Here is a 16,209-nt window from a genome sequence, read left to right on the forward strand (position 1 = left end):
GCAGGTCGTTCAAATCGCCCGGCTCACCACTTCCTTCATGATCTCGTTGGTGCCGCCGAAGATGCGGGTGACGCGGGCGTCGCGCCACAGGCGGGCGATCAGATATTCGTTCATATAGCCGGCGCCGCCGTGGAGCTGGAGCGACACGTCGCAGGCTTCCCATTGCAACTCCGTGTGCCAGAGCTTGGCGGCGCTCGCTTCGGCGGCGGTGAGCTCGCCCGCGAGGTGGCGGCGGATCGCCCAGTCGAGATGGGCCCAGCCGACCTGCAGCTTGGCCTGGAGGTCCGCGAGGCTGAACTTGGTGTTCTGGAATTCGAACACCGTGCGGCCGAACGCCTTCCTCTCCTTGGTGAACTTCACCGCCTCGTCGAAGGCGCGCTGCGCCACCGCCTGGGCGGAGCAGGCGATCGACAGCCGCTCCTGCGGCAGCTGGTTCATGAGATAGGCGAAGCCCATCCCCTCCGCGCCGAGCAGGTTCGACCGCGGCACCCGCAGGTCGTTGAAGAACAGTTCCGACGTGTCCTGGCCATGGAGGCCGATCTTGTCGAGGTTGCGCCCGCGCGCGAAGCCCTCGCGCTCGCTTTCGACGAGGATCAGCGAGGTGCCGCGCGCGCCCTGCGCCGGATCGGTCTTGGCGACGACGATGACGAGATCGGCGTGCTGGCCGTTGGTGATGTAGGTCTTGGAGCCGTTGATGACGTAGTCCTCGCCGTCCTTCACCGCCTGGGTGCGCACGCCCTGGAGGTCGGAGCCGGCGCCCGGCTCCGTCATCGCGATCGCGGTCGGCGTCTCGCCGGAGATCATGCGCGGCAGCCAGTGGCGCTTCTGCTCCTCGGTGCCGTAGGCGACGATGTAATCGGCGACGATGTCGGAATGGAGCGTGATGCCGGCCGAGGAGCCGATATAGCCGAGTTCCTCGTCGATGACGGCATTGTAGCCGAAGTCGAGGCCAAGGCCGCCATATTCCTCCGGCACGGTCGGGCACAGCAGGCCGGCCTCGCCGCACTTGGTCCACATGTCGCGATCGACGATCCCCTGTTCCTCCCAGCGGTCGAGATGGGGGACGAACTCGCGCTCGAAGAAGCGGCGCACCTGGTCGCGGAACAGGTCGTGGCTTTCGGTGAAGGCGGTGCGGTGGCCGGTCGACAGCATCTAGAGGTCCTCGAAACGGGGGGCGGGATTGGGCTGATGGACGTGGTGGAAGGGCGCGAAGGTGCCGCGCGCGCGGTTGTGCGGATGTTCGGGCGCCTCGACGAGGCTGAGGACCGGCGCGGCGCAGGCGTCGGTGCCTTCGAGCAGGGCCGTCCAATGGTCGCGCGGATGGCGGCGGAAGACCGAGGCGAGCTCGTCGCGCAGGCCCGGGTCCCACTGGCCGCTGGCGAGGCCGAGCCTGTCCTTCAGTACGGCGAAGAAGTGCGGCTCGATCGCGCCGACCGCGATCCACTTGCCGTCGGCGCATGCGTAGCTGTCGTAGAAGGCCGCGCCGCCGTCGAGGAGGTTGGCGCCGCGCCGGTCCTGCCACATGCCGGCGGCGAGCAGCGAGAAGGTCTGGGCGTTGAGCAGCGCCGCGCCGTCCACCATCGCCGCGTCGATCACGCAGCCGCGGCCGGTGGCGCGGGCCGAGAGGATGCCGGCCAGCATGCCGAAGGCGAGCAGCATGCCGCCGCCGCCGAAATCGCCGACCGCGTTGACCGGCGGCGTCGGCGGTCCGTCGGCGCGGCCATAGCCGTGGAGGTTGCCGGCGACGGCGATGTAGCCGATGTCGTGCCCCGCCGCCGGGGCGAGCGGCCCGTCCTGCCCCCAGCCGGTCATGCGACCGTAGACGAGGCGCGGATTGAGCGGCCGCACATCGTCCGGGCCGAGGCCGAGCCGTTCCATAACGCCGGGGCGGAAGCCTTCGATCAGCCCGTCCGCCTGGGCCGCCAGCGCCCGCACCCGCGCGAGATCGGCCGGGTCCTTGAGGTCGAGCTCCAGGATCTCGGCGCGGCCGCGGCGGAGGATGTCCTTGTCGGCCGGGATCGGATGCCCCTGCCCCTTGCGCTCGATCCGCACCACCCGCGCGCCGTGATCGGCGAGCATCATCGCCGCGAACGGCGCGGGCGCGAGGCCGGCGAATTCGACGATGGCGATCCCTTCGAGCGGCTTCACGATCCCTCCCTTGTCCCCAGCCTAGGAGCAACCTTCATCCATGTCAGCAGGCTTGTGCGCTACCTTTCGTTAACCATGGTCGGCTAGCTTCCCCCGAATGGCACAGGCGCTTTCCAGCTTCGACCTGACCGACGCCGCCGCGGCGGCGGCGAAGGCGAGCCTGCTCCGCGCCGCCCGCGAAGGCGTGGTCGGCGCCGCGGCGGAGGCGCAGGTCCACCGTGCGCTCGACCTGCTGCGCGGCGCCACCCGCGATACCGAGCGGCTGCGCAGGCTCGGCGCCATTTCCTGCGCGCTCGCCCGGCTCCACCTCTATCGCCGCCAGGGGCGGATCAACGCCTGCGCCTCCACGATGCTGCGGCTGCAGCGGGACGCGCAGGCGCTGTAGGATCAGCGCGGCGCCATCCGGATCGCGCCGTCCAGACGGACATATTCGCCGTTCAGATAGCTGTTCTCCGCCATGAAGACGGCGAGGCGGGCATATTCCTCGGGCTGGCCGAGCCGCTTCGGGAACGGCACCTGGGCGGCGAGCGCGTCCTTCACCTGCTGCGGCATCATCGCCACCATCGGCGTCTCGAACACGCCGGGCAGGATGGTGTTGACGCGAATGCCCTCGCCCATCAGGTCGCGCGCGATCGGGAGCGCCATGCCGAGCACCGCGGCCTTCGACGCGGAATAAGCGGCCTGGCCGATCTGCCCGTCCTGGGCGGCGACCGAGGCGGTGTTGACGATCACGCCCTTCTCGCCGTCCTCCAGCGGCTCGAGATCGGCCATGCCGGCCGCGGAAGCCGCGAGCACGCGGAAGGTGCCGATGAGGTTGATCCCGATGACCAGTTCGAACTGGTGGATCGGATAGCGCTTCACCTCGCCGGTCTGCTTGTCGCGGCCGACCGTCTTCACCGCATTGGCGACGCCGGCGCAGTTGACGCAGATCCGCTCCTGCCCGTGGGCGGCGCGCGCCTTGGCGAAGCCCGCGTCGACCGCTTCGTCGCTGGTCACGTCGACTTCGCAGAAGATGCCACCGATCTCCCCGGCGACCTTTTCGCCGAGATCGGCGTTGCGGTCGAAGATCGCGACCTTGACGCCGCGCGCCGCCAGCGCCCGCGCGGTCGCCTCGCCGAGGCCCGAGGCGCCGCCGGTCACGACGGCGGCGATGTTGGAATCGAGTTTCATGGATCCTCCCTGGTCTCTTCGGCACCGCTCCTAGAGGGAGACGCGGCGGTTCGGCAAGAGACGCGCGGCTCGGCGCTTGCGCGCCCCCGCGCCCCCTGTATTAACGCCGGCAAAGCTTTGGAGGCGCGCGTGAAGAAGATCGAGGCGGTGATCAAGCCGTTCAAGCTCGACGAGGTGAAGGAGGCGCTGCACGAAGTGGGCGTGTCCGGCATCACCGTGACCGAGGCGAAGGGCTTCGGCCGGCAGAAGGGCCATACCGAGCTGTACCGCGGCGCCGAATATGTCGTCGACTTCCTCCCCAAGGTGAAGCTGGAAGTGGTGGTCGAGGACGGCCTGGCCGAGCGGGTGGTGGAGGCGATCGCCAACGCGGCGCGCACCGGCCGGATCGGCGACGGCAAGATCTTCGTCCTGCCGGTCGAGGAGGCGCTGCGCATCCGCACCGGCGAGCGCGGATCGGACGCGATCTGAGCGACCCCGGGACGAGGCCGATGGCGGACCCGATGCTCGCCTCTATGTCGCCCGACGAGCTGCGCGCCGCGATGCGCACGCTCGGCTACCGGACCCAGAACGACCTCGCCAACGCCATCGGCGTCTCCCGCTCCGCCGTCAGCCTGTGGCTGGAGGGCAAGGTGGGCGTGCCCCGCCCCGTCGCCATGCTGCTGCGCATGCTCATCGCCGCGCAGCGCCGCATCTACTGACGAGAGCCCCCGCCCCGCCGCTCATTCGCAGCGCATCGCGGGGCGGTAGACCTGCATCGCATTGGTGCCGCTGTTGCCGCCGAGCGTGATGCCCCCGCCGGGCAGGAAGATGCGCCCGCCGATCACCGCGCTGCCCTTCAGTCCGTGGACCGCGATCGGAAGGTCGGCGAGCTGCGTCCAGCGATCGGCGCGCGGATCATAGGCGTAGGTGTGGGGCGTGAGGTTCAGCACATGGTTGGGCTCCCCCTCCCCGCCGAACACGAACATGCAGCCGCCGAGCGCCGCGCCGGTGATGCCGCCGCGCGGCGCCGGCAGCGGGGCGCCGCGCGTCCAGCGGCGGGTCGCCGGATCGTAGATCTCGACGACGTCCACCCGCTCCGCCGTCGCGCCCGGCCCGGTGCGCCCGCCGGCGACGATGATCCTGCCGCCCAGCGCCACCATGGCGAGATGGTTGCGCTGCGTCGGCAGGTCGGGAAGCTTCTCCCAGCTGTCGGTCGCCGGATCGTAGACCTCGAAAGCGGAGCCGCCCGGCGGGCGGCCGCCGGCGACGTAGATCTTGCCGTCGAGCACCGCCTTGCCGCCGCCCCCGCGCGCGGTCGGCATCGGCGCGCGCGGCACCCAGCCGCCGACCGCCGGATCGTGCATCCACACGTCCGACACGAAGCGTTCGGGCCGGCCGGTGCTCGCGCCCTCGACCTCGCCGCCCAGCACGTAGATGCGGCCGCCGACCGCCGCGACATGGGTGTGGTGGATGGGCTCGGGCAAAGCCGGGCCGAGCGACCAGCGGCTCGTCGCGGGATCGTAGACCTGGACGAGGTTGGAGGGGAGCCGGCCGGGCGGATAGCCGCCGAGCACCCAGATCTTGCCGTCGAACTCGGCGACGGCATGTTCGGAGCGCGGCAGCGGCATGGTCGCGCCCATGCTCCACCCGTCGAACTCCCGCATCGCGCCGACCGGCGGCCCCTGGCTCACCCGGTCGTTCCAGGTCTCGCGCAGCTCGCCCGCCTCGACCGGCGTGGAGCGGTTCGGAGCCGACGGGGCGGCGCCCTGCCCGGGAGCGGGCGGCAGCGCCCGCCCGGTCAGCTCGATCTCGCGCCCGTCGCGCCGGATGCGGACCATGACCGGGTCCCCGACGCGCAGCGACTGGAGATAGGCGGTGAGCACCGAAGGCTCGGTGAGCGGGCGCCCGCCGACCGCGAGCAGCACGTCGCCGACCTGCAGCCCCATCGCCGCCGCCGTGCCGCCCGGCGCGACCAGAGCGATTCGCGGGCCGTCCGGGCCGTCCTCCAGCCCGATGCCCATCCCGACCGCGGGCGGCGCCCCCGGCTGCGGCGCCGGCGCCGCCGGCTGCGACTGCTGCTGGGCGGCCGCCGCCACCCCGATGCCGAGCGCCAGCGCCGCCGCGCCGGCCAATGCCCCCGTCCGTCCGATCCTCATCCGCGCCTCCTCGGTTTTCCGGGAGACTGCCACCGGCCGGGAGGGGGCGCCATAGGCCGAAAGTAACGGTCCCGGTCCGGTGCCGGGCGGGACCCGAGTCGGAGCGCCGAATCGGCTAAGGTTAGGAAGGTTCGGCGTGCGGGAAAAATCCCGTCGATCAGTCACGGGTTTTTGAGCGACCGGGTCGATCAATGGTGGGTGATGCGGTTCGTAGATCATTCGTTCTTGAACCACAAAGGTTCACCTGTAGGAAAGCGATTTCTGATGCGCCCAATCCTCCCTGTCGCCGGAGGCGATGGGGAGGGGGACCGGCCGCAGGCTGGTGGAGGGGCCAAGGTGGGGCAGGCTCGCGGGCGCTGCTTGCCCCTCCACCGCGCGGCGCGCGGTCCCCCTCCCCATGGAGCTGCGCTCCACAGGGAGGATGGTGAGGTGTCGCGCGGTGGGGACGTCACGTCCTCCCTGTCGCCGAAGGCGATGGGGAGGGGGACCGGCCGCAGGCTGGTGGAGGGGCCAAGGCGGGGCGAGCTGGCGGGCGCCTTTTGCCCCTCCACCATGCTCCGCATGGTCCCCCTCCCCATGGAGCTTCGCTCCACAGGGAGGATGGTGCGGCGGTTCCTCCACGTGAATTCTTCACCCGGGCTGGACGGGGCGGAGTGGGGGCGTGATGGGTTTTGCGAGGCGCCGGGGCGATTCCGCGGCGCGATCCGACACCATCATGAGGAAGCAGCCGTGGCGACCAGCGCGAACGACATCCTGAAACGCATCAAAGACGAGGGGATCGAGTGGGTGGACCTGCGCTTCACCGACCCGAAGGGCAAGTGGCAGCATCTGTCGATGTGCGCCGGCGTGATCGACGAGGACATGCTGACCGACGGCTTCATGTTCGACGGATCGTCGATCGCCGGATGGAAGGCGATCAACGAGAGCGACATGATCCTGCGGCCGGACCTGGACGCGGTCTACGAGGACCCGTTCTCGGCGACGCCGATGCTGGTCCTGTTCTGCGACGTCGTCGATCCGGGCACCGGCGAGCTCTACGCCCGCGATCCGCGCTCCACCGCCAAGCGCGCCGAGACCTATCTCAAGTCCACCGGCATCGGCGACACCATCTTCGTCGGGCCGGAAGCCGAATTCTTCATGTTCGACGACGTGCGGTTCGAGGACGGTTACAACACGTCCTATTTCCGGATCGACGACATCGAGCTGCCGACCAACAGCGGCCGCGAATATGAGAACGGCAATCTCGCCCACCGGCCGCGCGCCAAGGGCGGCTATTTCCCGGTCGCGCCGGTCGACAGCGCCATCGACATCCGCGCCGAGATGGTGTCGACGATGCTGGAAATGGGCCTGCCGATGGACAAGCACCATCACGAGGTCGCCGCCGCCCAGCACGAACTGGGCCTGACCTTCGGGACTTTGGTCGAAACGGCCGACCGGATGCAGATCTACAAATATGTCGTGCACCAGGTCGCCCATGCCTACGGCAAGACCGCGACCTTCATGCCCAAGCCGATCGCCAAGGACAACGGATCGGGCATGCACGTCCACATGTCGATCTGGGACAAGGGCAAGCCGCTGTTCGCCGGCACCGGCTATGCCGGCCTGTCGGAGACCGCCTTGTTCTTCATCGGCGGCGTGATCCGCCACGCCAAGGCGCTCAACGCCTTCACCAACCCCACCACCAACAGCTACAAGCGTCTGGTGCCGGGCTTCGAGGCGCCGGTGCTGCTCGCTTATTCGAGCCGCAACCGCTCCGCCTCCTGCCGCATCCCCTACGGCACCGGCGAGAAATCGAAGCGGGTGGAGTTCCGCTTCCCCGATCCGCTCGCCAACCCCTATCTCGCTTATGCCGCGCTGCTGATGGCCGGGCTCGACGGGATCGAGAACCGCATCCATCCCGGCGACCCGATGGACAAGAATCTCTACGACCTGCCGCCGCAGGAGCTGGTCAACGTGCCGACCGTGTCGGGGAGCCTGCGCGAGGCGTTGATCGAGCTGCAGAACGACCGCGCCTTCCTGACCCGGGGCGACGTGTTCAGCGACGACCAGATCGACGCCTATATCGAGCTCAAATGGGAAGAGCAGCTGCGCTGGGAGACGACGCCCAGCCCGGTCGAATATGACATGTATTATTCGAGCTGAGCCGGAATTGCGGCCGATCCCCGGCGCCCGCCGCGCCGGGGATTGACAGTCAAGTCATTGTCCCGCAAGGATGAATGCTGGCGTCTCCCGACCTTTGCGGCGACCCGTGGAACCGCGCGGCGCCCCCGCCTGTTTTATCAGCAGGTAACAAAGTTAGGAGACACGACATGCTTCCCGCCCTTGTATTGTGGTTGCTCGGCGTCCCCGCCGGCATTCTGATCCTTCTGTTGCTCTTCGGCGTCCTCTAAGGACCCGTCGATCGAAGGATCCCGCCCTTCCGAGGAAGGGCAACCCGAAGGCCGCCGTCCCCAGGATGGCGGCCTTCGTCGCGTCCGGGGGTTGTGGGTCGCCGCGCCTGGGGCGGCCGGGGGCTCAATAGTCGCGGGAGACGCGCAGGTTCACGCTTTCGCGGCCGATGGTCGAGATCGAGGAGAGGAGCGAGAGCCAGCGGGTGATCTGATATTCGACGATCGTCGCCGAATAGCCGCGCGCGTCCGTCACCACCTCCACATAGACGCGGCGGCCGAGATATTTGCCGGCCGCGAGCGCGGTGCCGGTGCCCTGCGTCACGTCGGCGGGCAGGATGCGCAGGCGATCGAGGCCGACGGCCTGGCGCACCGCGTTGATCGGATTGAGCCCGCCCGAGGGATCGTTGAGCGAGGCGACGGCGGCGGCGAGCTGCAGCGCCTCGGGCGCGGTGAGGTTGGTGATCGAGGTGCCGAACAGCAGCCGGCTCAGCAGCTCGTCCTGCGGCAAGGCGGGGGTGGAGGTGAAGGCGATTTCGGGCGCCTGGCCGCGGCCGGTGACGCGGATCTGCGCGTTGAGGCCGCGCGCGCCGCCTTCGGCGAGGATGTCGAGCACCGGGTTGATCGGCGATTCGCCCTGGAAGCGGATCGTGCCGCGGGTGAGATCGAAGCGCCGGCCGGCGAAATCGTAGCTGCCGCGGATCAGCTCCGCATTGCCGGTGATGCGCGGTTCGGTGACGGTGCCGGCGATGCGCACGTCCGCGCCCCATTCGCTGGTCATGCCGAGGCCGGTCACCTGCATGTTGCGTGGCGCCGAGACGTTGAGCGCGAGCCGCCAGGGCGCGACGCGGCGGACCAGAGGCGCGATGTCCTGATCCGGCCGGTTGAGCTCGCGCACGGGCAGGCGCGGGACCTGCGCCGCCGAGGTGGCGCTGCCGAGGCGGAAGGCGCCGGAGACCAGGGTCACGTCGCCGCCGATCGTGCCGCCCTCGCCGTCGGAGCGGATGGTGAGCGGGCCGGTCACCTGGGCGCGGATGTCGTCGCGGTCGAGCAGCTGGGCGGCATTGGCGTCGACGCGCAGGTCCATGCCGAAGCCACGCGCGGCGGCGAGATCGAAGACGCCGCGCGCCGATACGGTGCCGCCGCGGGCGGTGGTGCCCTGGAACTGGTCCATGACGAGGCGCGAGCCGTCGAACCGGCCAGCCGAGCGGATGTTTTCGACCACCATGCCGGTGACCGCGCTTTCGAGCCGCGCCTGATCGGTGCGGACCGAGCCGCGGATGCGCGGATCGCTGAGCGTGCCGGTCACGTCGGCGCCGACGGCGGCGGGGCCGGACAGATCGAGCAGCTCGACGCCCGTCAGCCGCCACAGCGTGTCGGCCGGGCCGTTGTAGCGCAGCTGGCCGAACAAGGGCGCGCGCGACAGCCGGTCGAACAGGTCGCCGCCGTCCAGCGGCACCGGCGCCAGCCGCGCTTGCGCCCGGCCGATGGTGCGGCCCTCGCTGACCGCGATGGCGCGCATCGCGGCGTTGGCGCCCTGCAGCCGCGCGGCGATGCCGACGTCGACTGGACGGGAGGCGAGGACGAGGCCGGCGCGGGTGAGGCCGCGCACGCGCAGGTTCATGTCGCCCGCGGGCGCGGCCCCACCGGTCGGCGCGCGGTAGCTGAGCGTGCCCGACGCGATGCCGCCGAGGCCGAGGCGCGGGTAGAAGACGTCCATGACGGTGAGCGGCATGGCGTCGAGCCGCGCGTCGAATTCGGTACGGTTGGCGCCGAACAGGCCGCCGACCGTCGCCGAGCCGCCGGCGAAGCGCAGGCTGGCGGGGGCGAGCCGCCAGTCGTCGCCCTCGCGGGTGAGCAGGGCCGGGGCGGTGAGCTCGATCGGCCGCCGGTCGACGGTGCCGCGCCCGGTGAGCCGCATCCGGCCCGGCGCGACGTCGGCGATGGTCGCGAAGCTGAAGTCGCGGCCGCGCGAGCCGGCGATCTCGGCCCGCACCTGGCCGGCGCCGCCGCGCAGGCTGGCCTGGGCGGTGACGTTGGCGATGGAAAGGCCGCCGCGGCTGACCCCACGCGCGGCGAGCTGCGCCTCGATCGAGGCGCCGGCAGGATCGAGCAGCAGCGCGCCGCGCAGCCGACCGGCGCGGATGGCGAGCGGCGGATCGCCGAGGAAGCGGGCGTCGACGGCGGCGAGATCCGCCTCGATCCGCTGCACGCCCGCCAGCGGCGCGAAGCCGAGATGGCCCGAGACCCCGCCGCCCGACACGTCGAGCCGGCCGGCGAAGCCGCCGTCCACCGAACGCAGCGCGCCGCGGGCATTGGTCCCCGACACGGCGAGGTTCGCGACCTCGATCGTCGCCGGCGCGCCGGCGGGAAGCAGGATCGCCCCGCGCCCGGCGAACGGCCCCAGCATCGACCCGCCCTCGGCGCGCCAGGCGAAGCCTTCGGCGGAAGGATCGAGGTTGAGCAGCACGTCGGCGAGGCCGAGCGCGTCGAGCGGGCGCGGCAGCCGGATCGCCATGCGCGGGCGGCTGATGTCGCCGTCGAGGCTGAGCCGCACCGGGCCATATTCGCCGTGCGCGCCGCCGCCTTCGAACTGAAAGGTGCCGTCGCGCCGACGAAGGCCGCTGCCGGCGAGCCGCAGCGAGGGGGCGGCGATGCGCAGATTTTCGAAGCGGATGATGCCGTCCGTCCCGCGCACGATGCCGGTTTCGAGCTGCGGCAGGCCGCCGCCGAGCCAGAGCAGGAATTCATTGTCCAGCCGGCGCACGAAGGCGCGGCCGGTGCCGGTCACCACGGTGCCGCGCCCGCCGGGGCCGGGCACGGCGCGCAGGTCGCTCTGCACGTCGACGATGCCGAGGCCGGGGATGGCGTAACGCTGCATCCCGCCCGAGACCGCCACCGCATATTCGCCGGTGCGCAGATCGACCAGCAGGCCGAGCCGGCCCTGCAGCCGGTCCGAACGCAGCACCAGCCCCTCGCCCGACAGGCGCCGCGGCGTCAGCAGCAGCGGGCCGGCGACGTCGAGGTTGCGCAGGATGCCGCCCGCCACGTCGCCGACGCCGGTGACGCGCGCGGCGGTGACCCGGATCGGCACCGTCACCGGCCAGCGGCTGAGGCGGCCGGCGCCTTCCGCCCGCACCTCTTCGAACCCGGTGTCGTCGAAGGCGATGCGCGGCGCCGTCAGCCGGTAGACGAAGCGCGCCCGCGCCGGCGCGCCGTCCAGCAAGGCGGTCAGCCGGACCTGGCGGCCGGTCATGTTGGTGAACAGGGCCGGCGGCCGCAGCAGCTCGGCCGCGATGCGGAAATCGTCGAAGCCGGCGCGCCCCAGGCTGAAGCCGCCGCGCGTTTCCACCCGCAGCGCGGCCGAGCGCGCCGAGATGGTGCCGTCGAAGCGCCGGTCGGCGAAGCGGCCCTGGGCGTTCATCAGGATGCGCGGCGCCGTCAGCCGCTGCAGCTTGCCCTGCAGCAGCTGCGAGACCTGGAGCGCGCCCGCCGCGCGGTAGCGGCCCTCGTTCATCGTCAGCTGCAGATCGGCGACGCGCTGGCCGGACAATTCCATGCGGGCCGTGCCCGCCCAGCGCGTCCAGCTGCCGTCGCCGGTCACGTCCAGCCGGATCGGGCGGCGGGTGCCGGCGAGCGTGCCGAGCAGGCTGTTCGCGGGCGCGCGCAGCTGCACTTCCAGGTCGAAGCGGTCGCGGTCCGGCTCCGCGTCCATGCGCAGCGCCAGCCGGTCGCCGCCGTCGCGCAGCTCCGCCTGGAGATCGACCAAAGCGCGGCCCTTGCGGATGTCGATCTCGCCGGCGAGGCTGCCCGCCCGCCGCTCGCCGGTCACCGCTTCCTCAATGCGGATCTGGGCGACCGCCAGACGGTCGATGCGGATGTCCATTTCGGGTAGGATCGGCCCCGGCTCCTCGGCCGGGATCAGCTCGGGCAGGCGGTGGAGGATGACGAGATCGGACTGCGCCTCGTGGATCAGCAGGCGGTTGGCGACGAGGGCGTAGGGCCGCCAGTCGAGTTCGATCAGCGGCGCTTCGGCGAACAGGCCTTCAGGATCGTAGAGCCGCACGTCGCGAAGACCGGTGCGGCCCCAGATCGAGCCTTCGATCCGCCCGACCCGGATGCGCAGCCCGGATTCGGGCGCGACGGCGGCGATGCGATCGAGGATGAAGCGGTGCCCGATCCCGGTGTCCAGCACGACGACGAAGGCGCCGACCAGCAGGATCAGCGCCAGCGCGAGCGCGACCAGTGCCTTCAGCAGCCCCGCCGCCCAATAGCCCGGTCCCCGCCGCACCCGCACGACATCGGCCTCAGCCGGTGCCGCGTCGGCGTCGAGGGCCTGCTCAGCCATCAGAAGGCCTGGCCGAGGCCGACATAGACGGCGATGCGGGGATCGCCGGGGCGGGGGTTGAGCGGCGTGCCGACGTCGACCCGGATCGGGCCGAAGCTGGTATGGTAGCGGACCCCGATCCCCGCGCCCACCCGCAGCTCGTCGAACTGCGGCAGCGGCGAAGTGGAGATGTTGCCGGCATCGACGAAGGGCACGATGCCGAAATCGCCGACGCGGATGCGCGCCTCGATCGCGAATTCGGCGAGGCTGCGGCCGCCGATCGGATCGTCGAACACCGGATCGCGCGGGCCGATCCGCTGGAAGCCGTAGCCGCGCACCGATCCGCCGCCGCCGGCATAGAAGCGGCGCGACGGGGCGATGCGGTCGCGGCTCGCGCCGAAGATGGTGCCGAGCCGGCCGCGGCCCGCCAGCGTCACCGTGTCGGAGAGAGGCTGGTAGAAGGTCCCGTCGATCTGCGCGCGGGCATAGCCGAACGCGCCGTCCTGCAGCGAGGCTTCCGGCGAGAAGCGGCCCGACAGGCGGAAGCCGGAGGTGGGATCGAGCAGGTCGTTCGACCCGTCATAGCCCAGGAAGGCGGGGATCGCGCCGATGAAGAAGGTGCGGCGGCGGGTGGTGCCGGTGGCGATGTCGACGTCGCGTTCGTCGGTGGCGATCAGCTCGGCGCCCAGCGACCAGGTCCACTGCTTCTGCCAGATGAGGTTGGTCTGCCGCTCGATGCCGCCGGCAATGAGGAAGGTGCGCGCGTCATAGGCGCGGCGGTTGACGTGGCTGATCGCGGCCTGGGCGGTCAGCACCTGGTCGCGCTCCAGGAAATTGTTGCGCCGGAGCGTCGCCGACAGCAGCTGCTCGCGCGTGCCCGCGACGCCGCGGAAGGTGACGGCGCCTTCGGGCGGCAGCAGGTTGCGGTGCTGCCAGCTCGCCTCCAGCCGCACGCCTTCGCCGGTGCCGTAGCCGAATTCGCCGGCGATGGTGCGCATCGGCGCCGGCTCCAGGGAGACGGCGAGATCAACCACGTCGCTCCCCTCCCGCGCCACCGGCCGGATGGCGACGGTGGAGACGAGGCCGGTGGCGATCAGCGCCCGCCGCAGATCCTCGATCAGCGGCGCCTGGTAGGGATCGCCCGGTTCGAAACGGGCGATCGTCTGGATGTGGCCGGCGCCGAACAGCGGGCGGCCTTCCACCACCACGTCGCCGAACCGCCGCGCGCCTTCCGGCCGCACCGGCAGGACGAGAGTGGCGGTGCGGGTTTCGTGGTCGACGGCGATGTCGAGTTCGCCGACATCGGCGAAGGCATAGCCGCGCCGGCCGAGCTCGACGCGGAGCGCCGCCTCGGCCGCGGTCACGGCGGCGGCGTCGACCGCATCCTCTGGGTTCACCGCGAAGGCCGAACGCAGCGCCGCCGCGTCCGCGCCGGCCGTCTCGAGGCCCGGCAGGCGTATGTCGGCGAAGCGGTAGAGCGGCCCCGGCCGCACCTCCAGCGTCACCGCCATGCGCCCGTCCGGCGCCGCGTCGACCCGGGTGCGGACCTGCGCGTCGTAGAAGCCGTAGGCGCGCAGCAGCTCCGCCATCAGATCGGCGTCCTCGCGCGCGCGCCGGTCGATCTGGGCGGCGTTGGCGGGATCGCCGCGATGCTCCTCCAGCGCGGACAAGGCGCGGAACTGGCCGAGCAGTCCCTCCGCCTCCACCTCCTCCAGCCCCTCGATCCGCACGTCATAGGCGCGCGTCGTCGCCGCGTCGGCGATGCTGGTGTCGGGAATGTCGGGAATGTCGGCGAAGCCGCCTTCCATGTCCGGCCAGTCGACGCCGAGGTCCGGCATCGGATCGAGCGGCGCGGACGGGTCCAGCGGCCCGTCCAATTCCTGGAACGGATCGGTGGATTGCGCCGAGGCGGCTCCATGGCAGAGGATGAGGGCCATGACGGCGAGCGACGCCGCCAGACGCCGCCCCGCAGCGACTTCCAACATGGCCGCGAATCTAACGGTACTAGCTGTACCGCACCAGAACAGAAATTCCCTTGGTTTCTAGTGGATTGTCCCGGACGGCGACGCGTCGGCGAGGAGCGTGATCACCCGTTCGACGGTCCGCCAGCGGCAGAAGTGAACGACATTGCCCAGATCGCGGCTGCGCGCCGCCCGCGCCGCCGCCTCGCGCGGGGCCTCGGCGCCGAAGCGCGCGATCAGCTCATCCGCCTCGGCGATGGCCGAGCGGTCGGGGACGTGGAGATGCTGCAAGATCGGCTCCGCGGCAGGTGTCGAACGGGAGACCCGCTATAGCTCCGCGCCGTTTTTGAAATCGCCAAGGAGGGTGCTGAACGCGGCGGAAACCATGGCGCGCGGCCGTTGCCCGGCGGGCGCCGCCATGCCAAGGGGACGGCATGACCGAACCCAAAAGCGCGCCCCGATCGGGCGGGTCCTTCCTCGCCATCTCGATCATCGTCGGCGCGATCGCCGGCACCATCGCCGGCCAGCCGAGCATCGGCTTCATGACCGGGCTCGGCGTCGGCCTGCTGATCCTCGGCCTCATCTACTGGTGGGACCGCAAGAACGGGCGCTGACCGGAACCGCCCGCCGCGCGCATCCGTTCACCCGGCGCAACGAACGGAGATCTCGACATGGGCAGAGGCATCAGCATCGGCGGACTCATCCTCCTCCTCATCATCCTCTGGCTGATCTTCGGAAGATAGGCGCCGCGGATCAGACGATCCGCCGCCCCGCCCAGACGACCCGGCCGACCAGCCGGAGATCCTTCAGCGGATAGTCCGGCCAGCCGGGATAGCCGGCGCCGTCGCTGGTGACCGAGACGCAGCCGGGCGCGAGGCTGCGCGAAATGCGCTTCACCATCAGCGCGTCATCCAGCCGCAGCACGTAGATGCCGTCGCGCAGCCGCCCCTCGGCGTCGCCGGTATCGACCAGGATCTCGTCGCCGTCTGACAAGGTCGGCGCCATCGAATGGCCGTCGACCCGGATCAGCGACAGCCGCGCCGGATCGCCGGCCAGCCGCCGCAGCCAGGCGGGATCGAAGGCGATGTGGCCGTGCGTCCGCTCCGCCTCCGCGACGGCGCCCGCCCCCGCCGACGCGCCGACGTCGATCCGCGGCACCCGCACCAGCCCGTCGGCGGCGGGCGGATCGGCCGGGCCCCCCAGCAGCTCCTCGTCGACCGCGAAATAGCGGGCGAGCAGCCGCCGGTCCGTCTCCGCCAGCCGCCGCGGCGTGCCGCGCTTGATATATTGCTGGATGTAGGAGGGGTTGCGGCCGATCAGCCGCGACAGGCCGGCATAATCCTCCCCCCGCTCCTCGATCAGCCGTTCCAGCACGGCACGAGGGTCGTTTTCCGCCATGCCTCTTCCTGTACCTGTAGGAAATTTCCTGCGCAAGTCCACTGCTGCACCGATTATGTAGGTTTTTCCCTAGACATGTAGGAAATCTCCTCCGACACTGGAACATATGAAGAACAGTGATTCGGAGGAAGGCGATGACCCTGCTTCGGCGCATCGAGCGCTATCTGCGGCGCAGCGGCCTCGCGCCCACCCGGCTGGGGCGGGAGGTGGCGGGCGATCCGCGCTTCGTGCTGGACCTGCGGCGGGGGCGGACGCCCCGGCCCGGGACGGAGGCGCGGATTTCCGCCTGGTTGGACGCGGCCGAGCGGGAGCTGGGGATGCCGCGATGGAGGGGATGAGGCCCACGGCCGCCACCGCCTTGACGCGGGCGCTGGCGCGCGGCTTCGCGGCGCTCGGCGAGGGCTATCGGCTGGAGCGGATCGACAGCCGCCCCTGGGCGAGCGTGACCTTCAGCGGCGCGCGCCACCGCCTGGTCCTGCGGCTCGCCGGCGCCGGCGCGGAGCAGGCGGCCGACCGCTTCCTCGACGGGCTGGAGGAGCGGGAGTTCCAGCTGCCGGGCCATTATGTGGCCGACATCGCCCGGGTGTCGGACGCGCGCGCGGGCGGCGTCGTCCGGATCGAGATCGAAGCGCTGACGGTGGAGGCGGATTGAGGCGTGGCGACTTTGCCGAGTTCGTCGTTGC

At 71.2% G+C, this 16,209-nt stretch carries 15 protein-coding genes; 7 read left to right on the forward strand and 8 right to left on the reverse strand.

Annotated features, from left to right (window positions below):
* Positions 1–9 precede the first annotated feature (9 nt).
* The gene (locus ACK4K7_RS07225) at positions 10–1,152 is read right to left on the reverse strand and encodes an acyl-CoA dehydrogenase family protein (RefSeq protein WP_431864742.1); all 1,143 of its coding nucleotides are present in this window, start codon (positions 1,150–1,152) and stop codon (positions 10–12) included.
* Positions 1,153–2,148, reverse strand: a complete 996-nt coding sequence (locus ACK4K7_RS07230; RefSeq protein ID WP_431864743.1) for a CaiB/BaiF CoA transferase family protein — start codon at positions 2,146–2,148, stop codon at positions 1,153–1,155. It lies immediately after the preceding gene.
* Between the two features lie 97 nt (positions 2,149–2,245).
* Between ACK4K7_RS07230 and ACK4K7_RS07235 the strand changes: the two genes are divergently transcribed.
* The gene (locus ACK4K7_RS07235) at positions 2,246–2,533 is read left to right on the forward strand and encodes a hypothetical protein (RefSeq protein ID WP_431864745.1); all 288 of its coding nucleotides are present in this window, start codon (positions 2,246–2,248) and stop codon (positions 2,531–2,533) included.
* Between the two features lie 2 nt (positions 2,534–2,535).
* Here ACK4K7_RS07235 and ACK4K7_RS07240 read toward each other — a convergent pair whose 3' ends face one another.
* On the reverse strand, positions 2,536–3,318 hold the full coding sequence (locus tag ACK4K7_RS07240) for an SDR family oxidoreductase (protein ID WP_431864746.1): 783 nt from the start codon (positions 3,316–3,318) through the stop codon (positions 2,536–2,538).
* Positions 3,319–3,447: 129 nt separating this feature from the next.
* Here ACK4K7_RS07240 and ACK4K7_RS07245 point away from each other — a divergent pair, with 129 nt between their 5' ends.
* Complete coding sequence (locus ACK4K7_RS07245; protein ID WP_431864748.1) at positions 3,448–3,786, forward strand: P-II family nitrogen regulator; 339 nt, start codon at positions 3,448–3,450, stop codon at positions 3,784–3,786.
* Positions 3,787–3,806: 20 nt separating this feature from the next.
* Positions 3,807–4,016 (forward strand): helix-turn-helix domain-containing protein, encoded by a 210-nt coding sequence (locus ACK4K7_RS07250; protein ID WP_431864750.1) that lies wholly within the window; start codon positions 3,807–3,809, stop codon positions 4,014–4,016.
* Positions 4,017–4,037: 21 nt separating this feature from the next.
* On the opposite strand, the gene ACK4K7_RS07255 is transcribed toward ACK4K7_RS07250, so the two are convergent.
* On the reverse strand, positions 4,038–5,453 hold the full coding sequence (locus ACK4K7_RS07255; RefSeq protein WP_431864752.1) for a Kelch repeat-containing protein: 1,416 nt from the start codon (positions 5,451–5,453) through the stop codon (positions 4,038–4,040).
* A gap of 729 nt (positions 5,454–6,182) precedes the next feature.
* Between ACK4K7_RS07255 and glnA the strand changes: the two genes are divergently transcribed.
* Positions 6,183–7,595, forward strand: a complete 1,413-nt coding sequence (gene glnA, locus ACK4K7_RS07260; RefSeq protein WP_431864754.1) for a type I glutamate--ammonia ligase — start codon at positions 6,183–6,185, stop codon at positions 7,593–7,595.
* 372 nt (positions 7,596–7,967) lie between these two features.
* On the opposite strand, the gene ACK4K7_RS07265 is transcribed toward glnA, so the two are convergent.
* The 3 genes from ACK4K7_RS07265 to ACK4K7_RS07275 are packed head-to-tail and all read right to left on the reverse strand — an operon-like array spanning position 7,968 to position 14,419.
* Entirely contained in the window at positions 7,968–12,188 is a 4,221-nt protein-coding gene (locus ACK4K7_RS07265; protein WP_431864756.1) for a translocation/assembly module TamB domain-containing protein, read from the reverse strand.
* Positions 12,188–14,152: an autotransporter assembly complex protein TamA gene (locus ACK4K7_RS07270; protein WP_431864758.1), complete on the reverse strand. Its 1,965-nt coding sequence runs from the start codon at positions 14,150–14,152 to the stop codon at positions 12,188–12,190. Before ACK4K7_RS07270 ends, ACK4K7_RS07265 begins: the two co-directional genes overlap by 1 nt.
* A 57-nt stretch (positions 14,153–14,209) precedes the next feature.
* Entirely contained in the window at positions 14,210–14,419 is a 210-nt protein-coding gene (locus tag ACK4K7_RS07275; RefSeq protein WP_431864760.1) for a hypothetical protein, read from the reverse strand.
* Positions 14,420–14,562: 143 nt separating this feature from the next.
* Here ACK4K7_RS07275 and ACK4K7_RS07280 point away from each other — a divergent pair, with 143 nt between their 5' ends.
* Positions 14,563–14,742 (forward strand): hypothetical protein, encoded by a 180-nt coding sequence (locus tag ACK4K7_RS07280; RefSeq protein ID WP_431864761.1) that lies wholly within the window; start codon positions 14,563–14,565, stop codon positions 14,740–14,742.
* A 139-nt stretch (positions 14,743–14,881) separates the two neighbouring features.
* Here ACK4K7_RS07280 and ACK4K7_RS07285 read toward each other — a convergent pair whose 3' ends face one another.
* On the reverse strand, positions 14,882–15,526 hold the full coding sequence (locus tag ACK4K7_RS07285; protein WP_431864763.1) for a S24 family peptidase: 645 nt from the start codon (positions 15,524–15,526) through the stop codon (positions 14,882–14,884).
* Positions 15,527–15,660: 134 nt separating this feature from the next.
* Between ACK4K7_RS07285 and ACK4K7_RS07290 the strand changes: the two genes are divergently transcribed.
* Positions 15,661–15,864 (forward strand): hypothetical protein, encoded by a 204-nt coding sequence (locus tag ACK4K7_RS07290; RefSeq protein WP_431864765.1) that lies wholly within the window; start codon positions 15,661–15,663, stop codon positions 15,862–15,864.
* Positions 15,861–16,178, forward strand: a complete 318-nt coding sequence (locus tag ACK4K7_RS07295; protein ID WP_431864767.1) for a hypothetical protein — start codon at positions 15,861–15,863, stop codon at positions 16,176–16,178. The genes ACK4K7_RS07290 and ACK4K7_RS07295 overlap by 4 nt, the downstream gene beginning before the upstream one ends.
* Positions 16,179–16,209 lie beyond the last annotated feature (31 nt).

It is taken from the genome of Allosphingosinicella sp., assembly GCF_046295735.1.
GTDB lineage: Bacteria > Pseudomonadota > Alphaproteobacteria > Sphingomonadales > Sphingomonadaceae > Allosphingosinicella.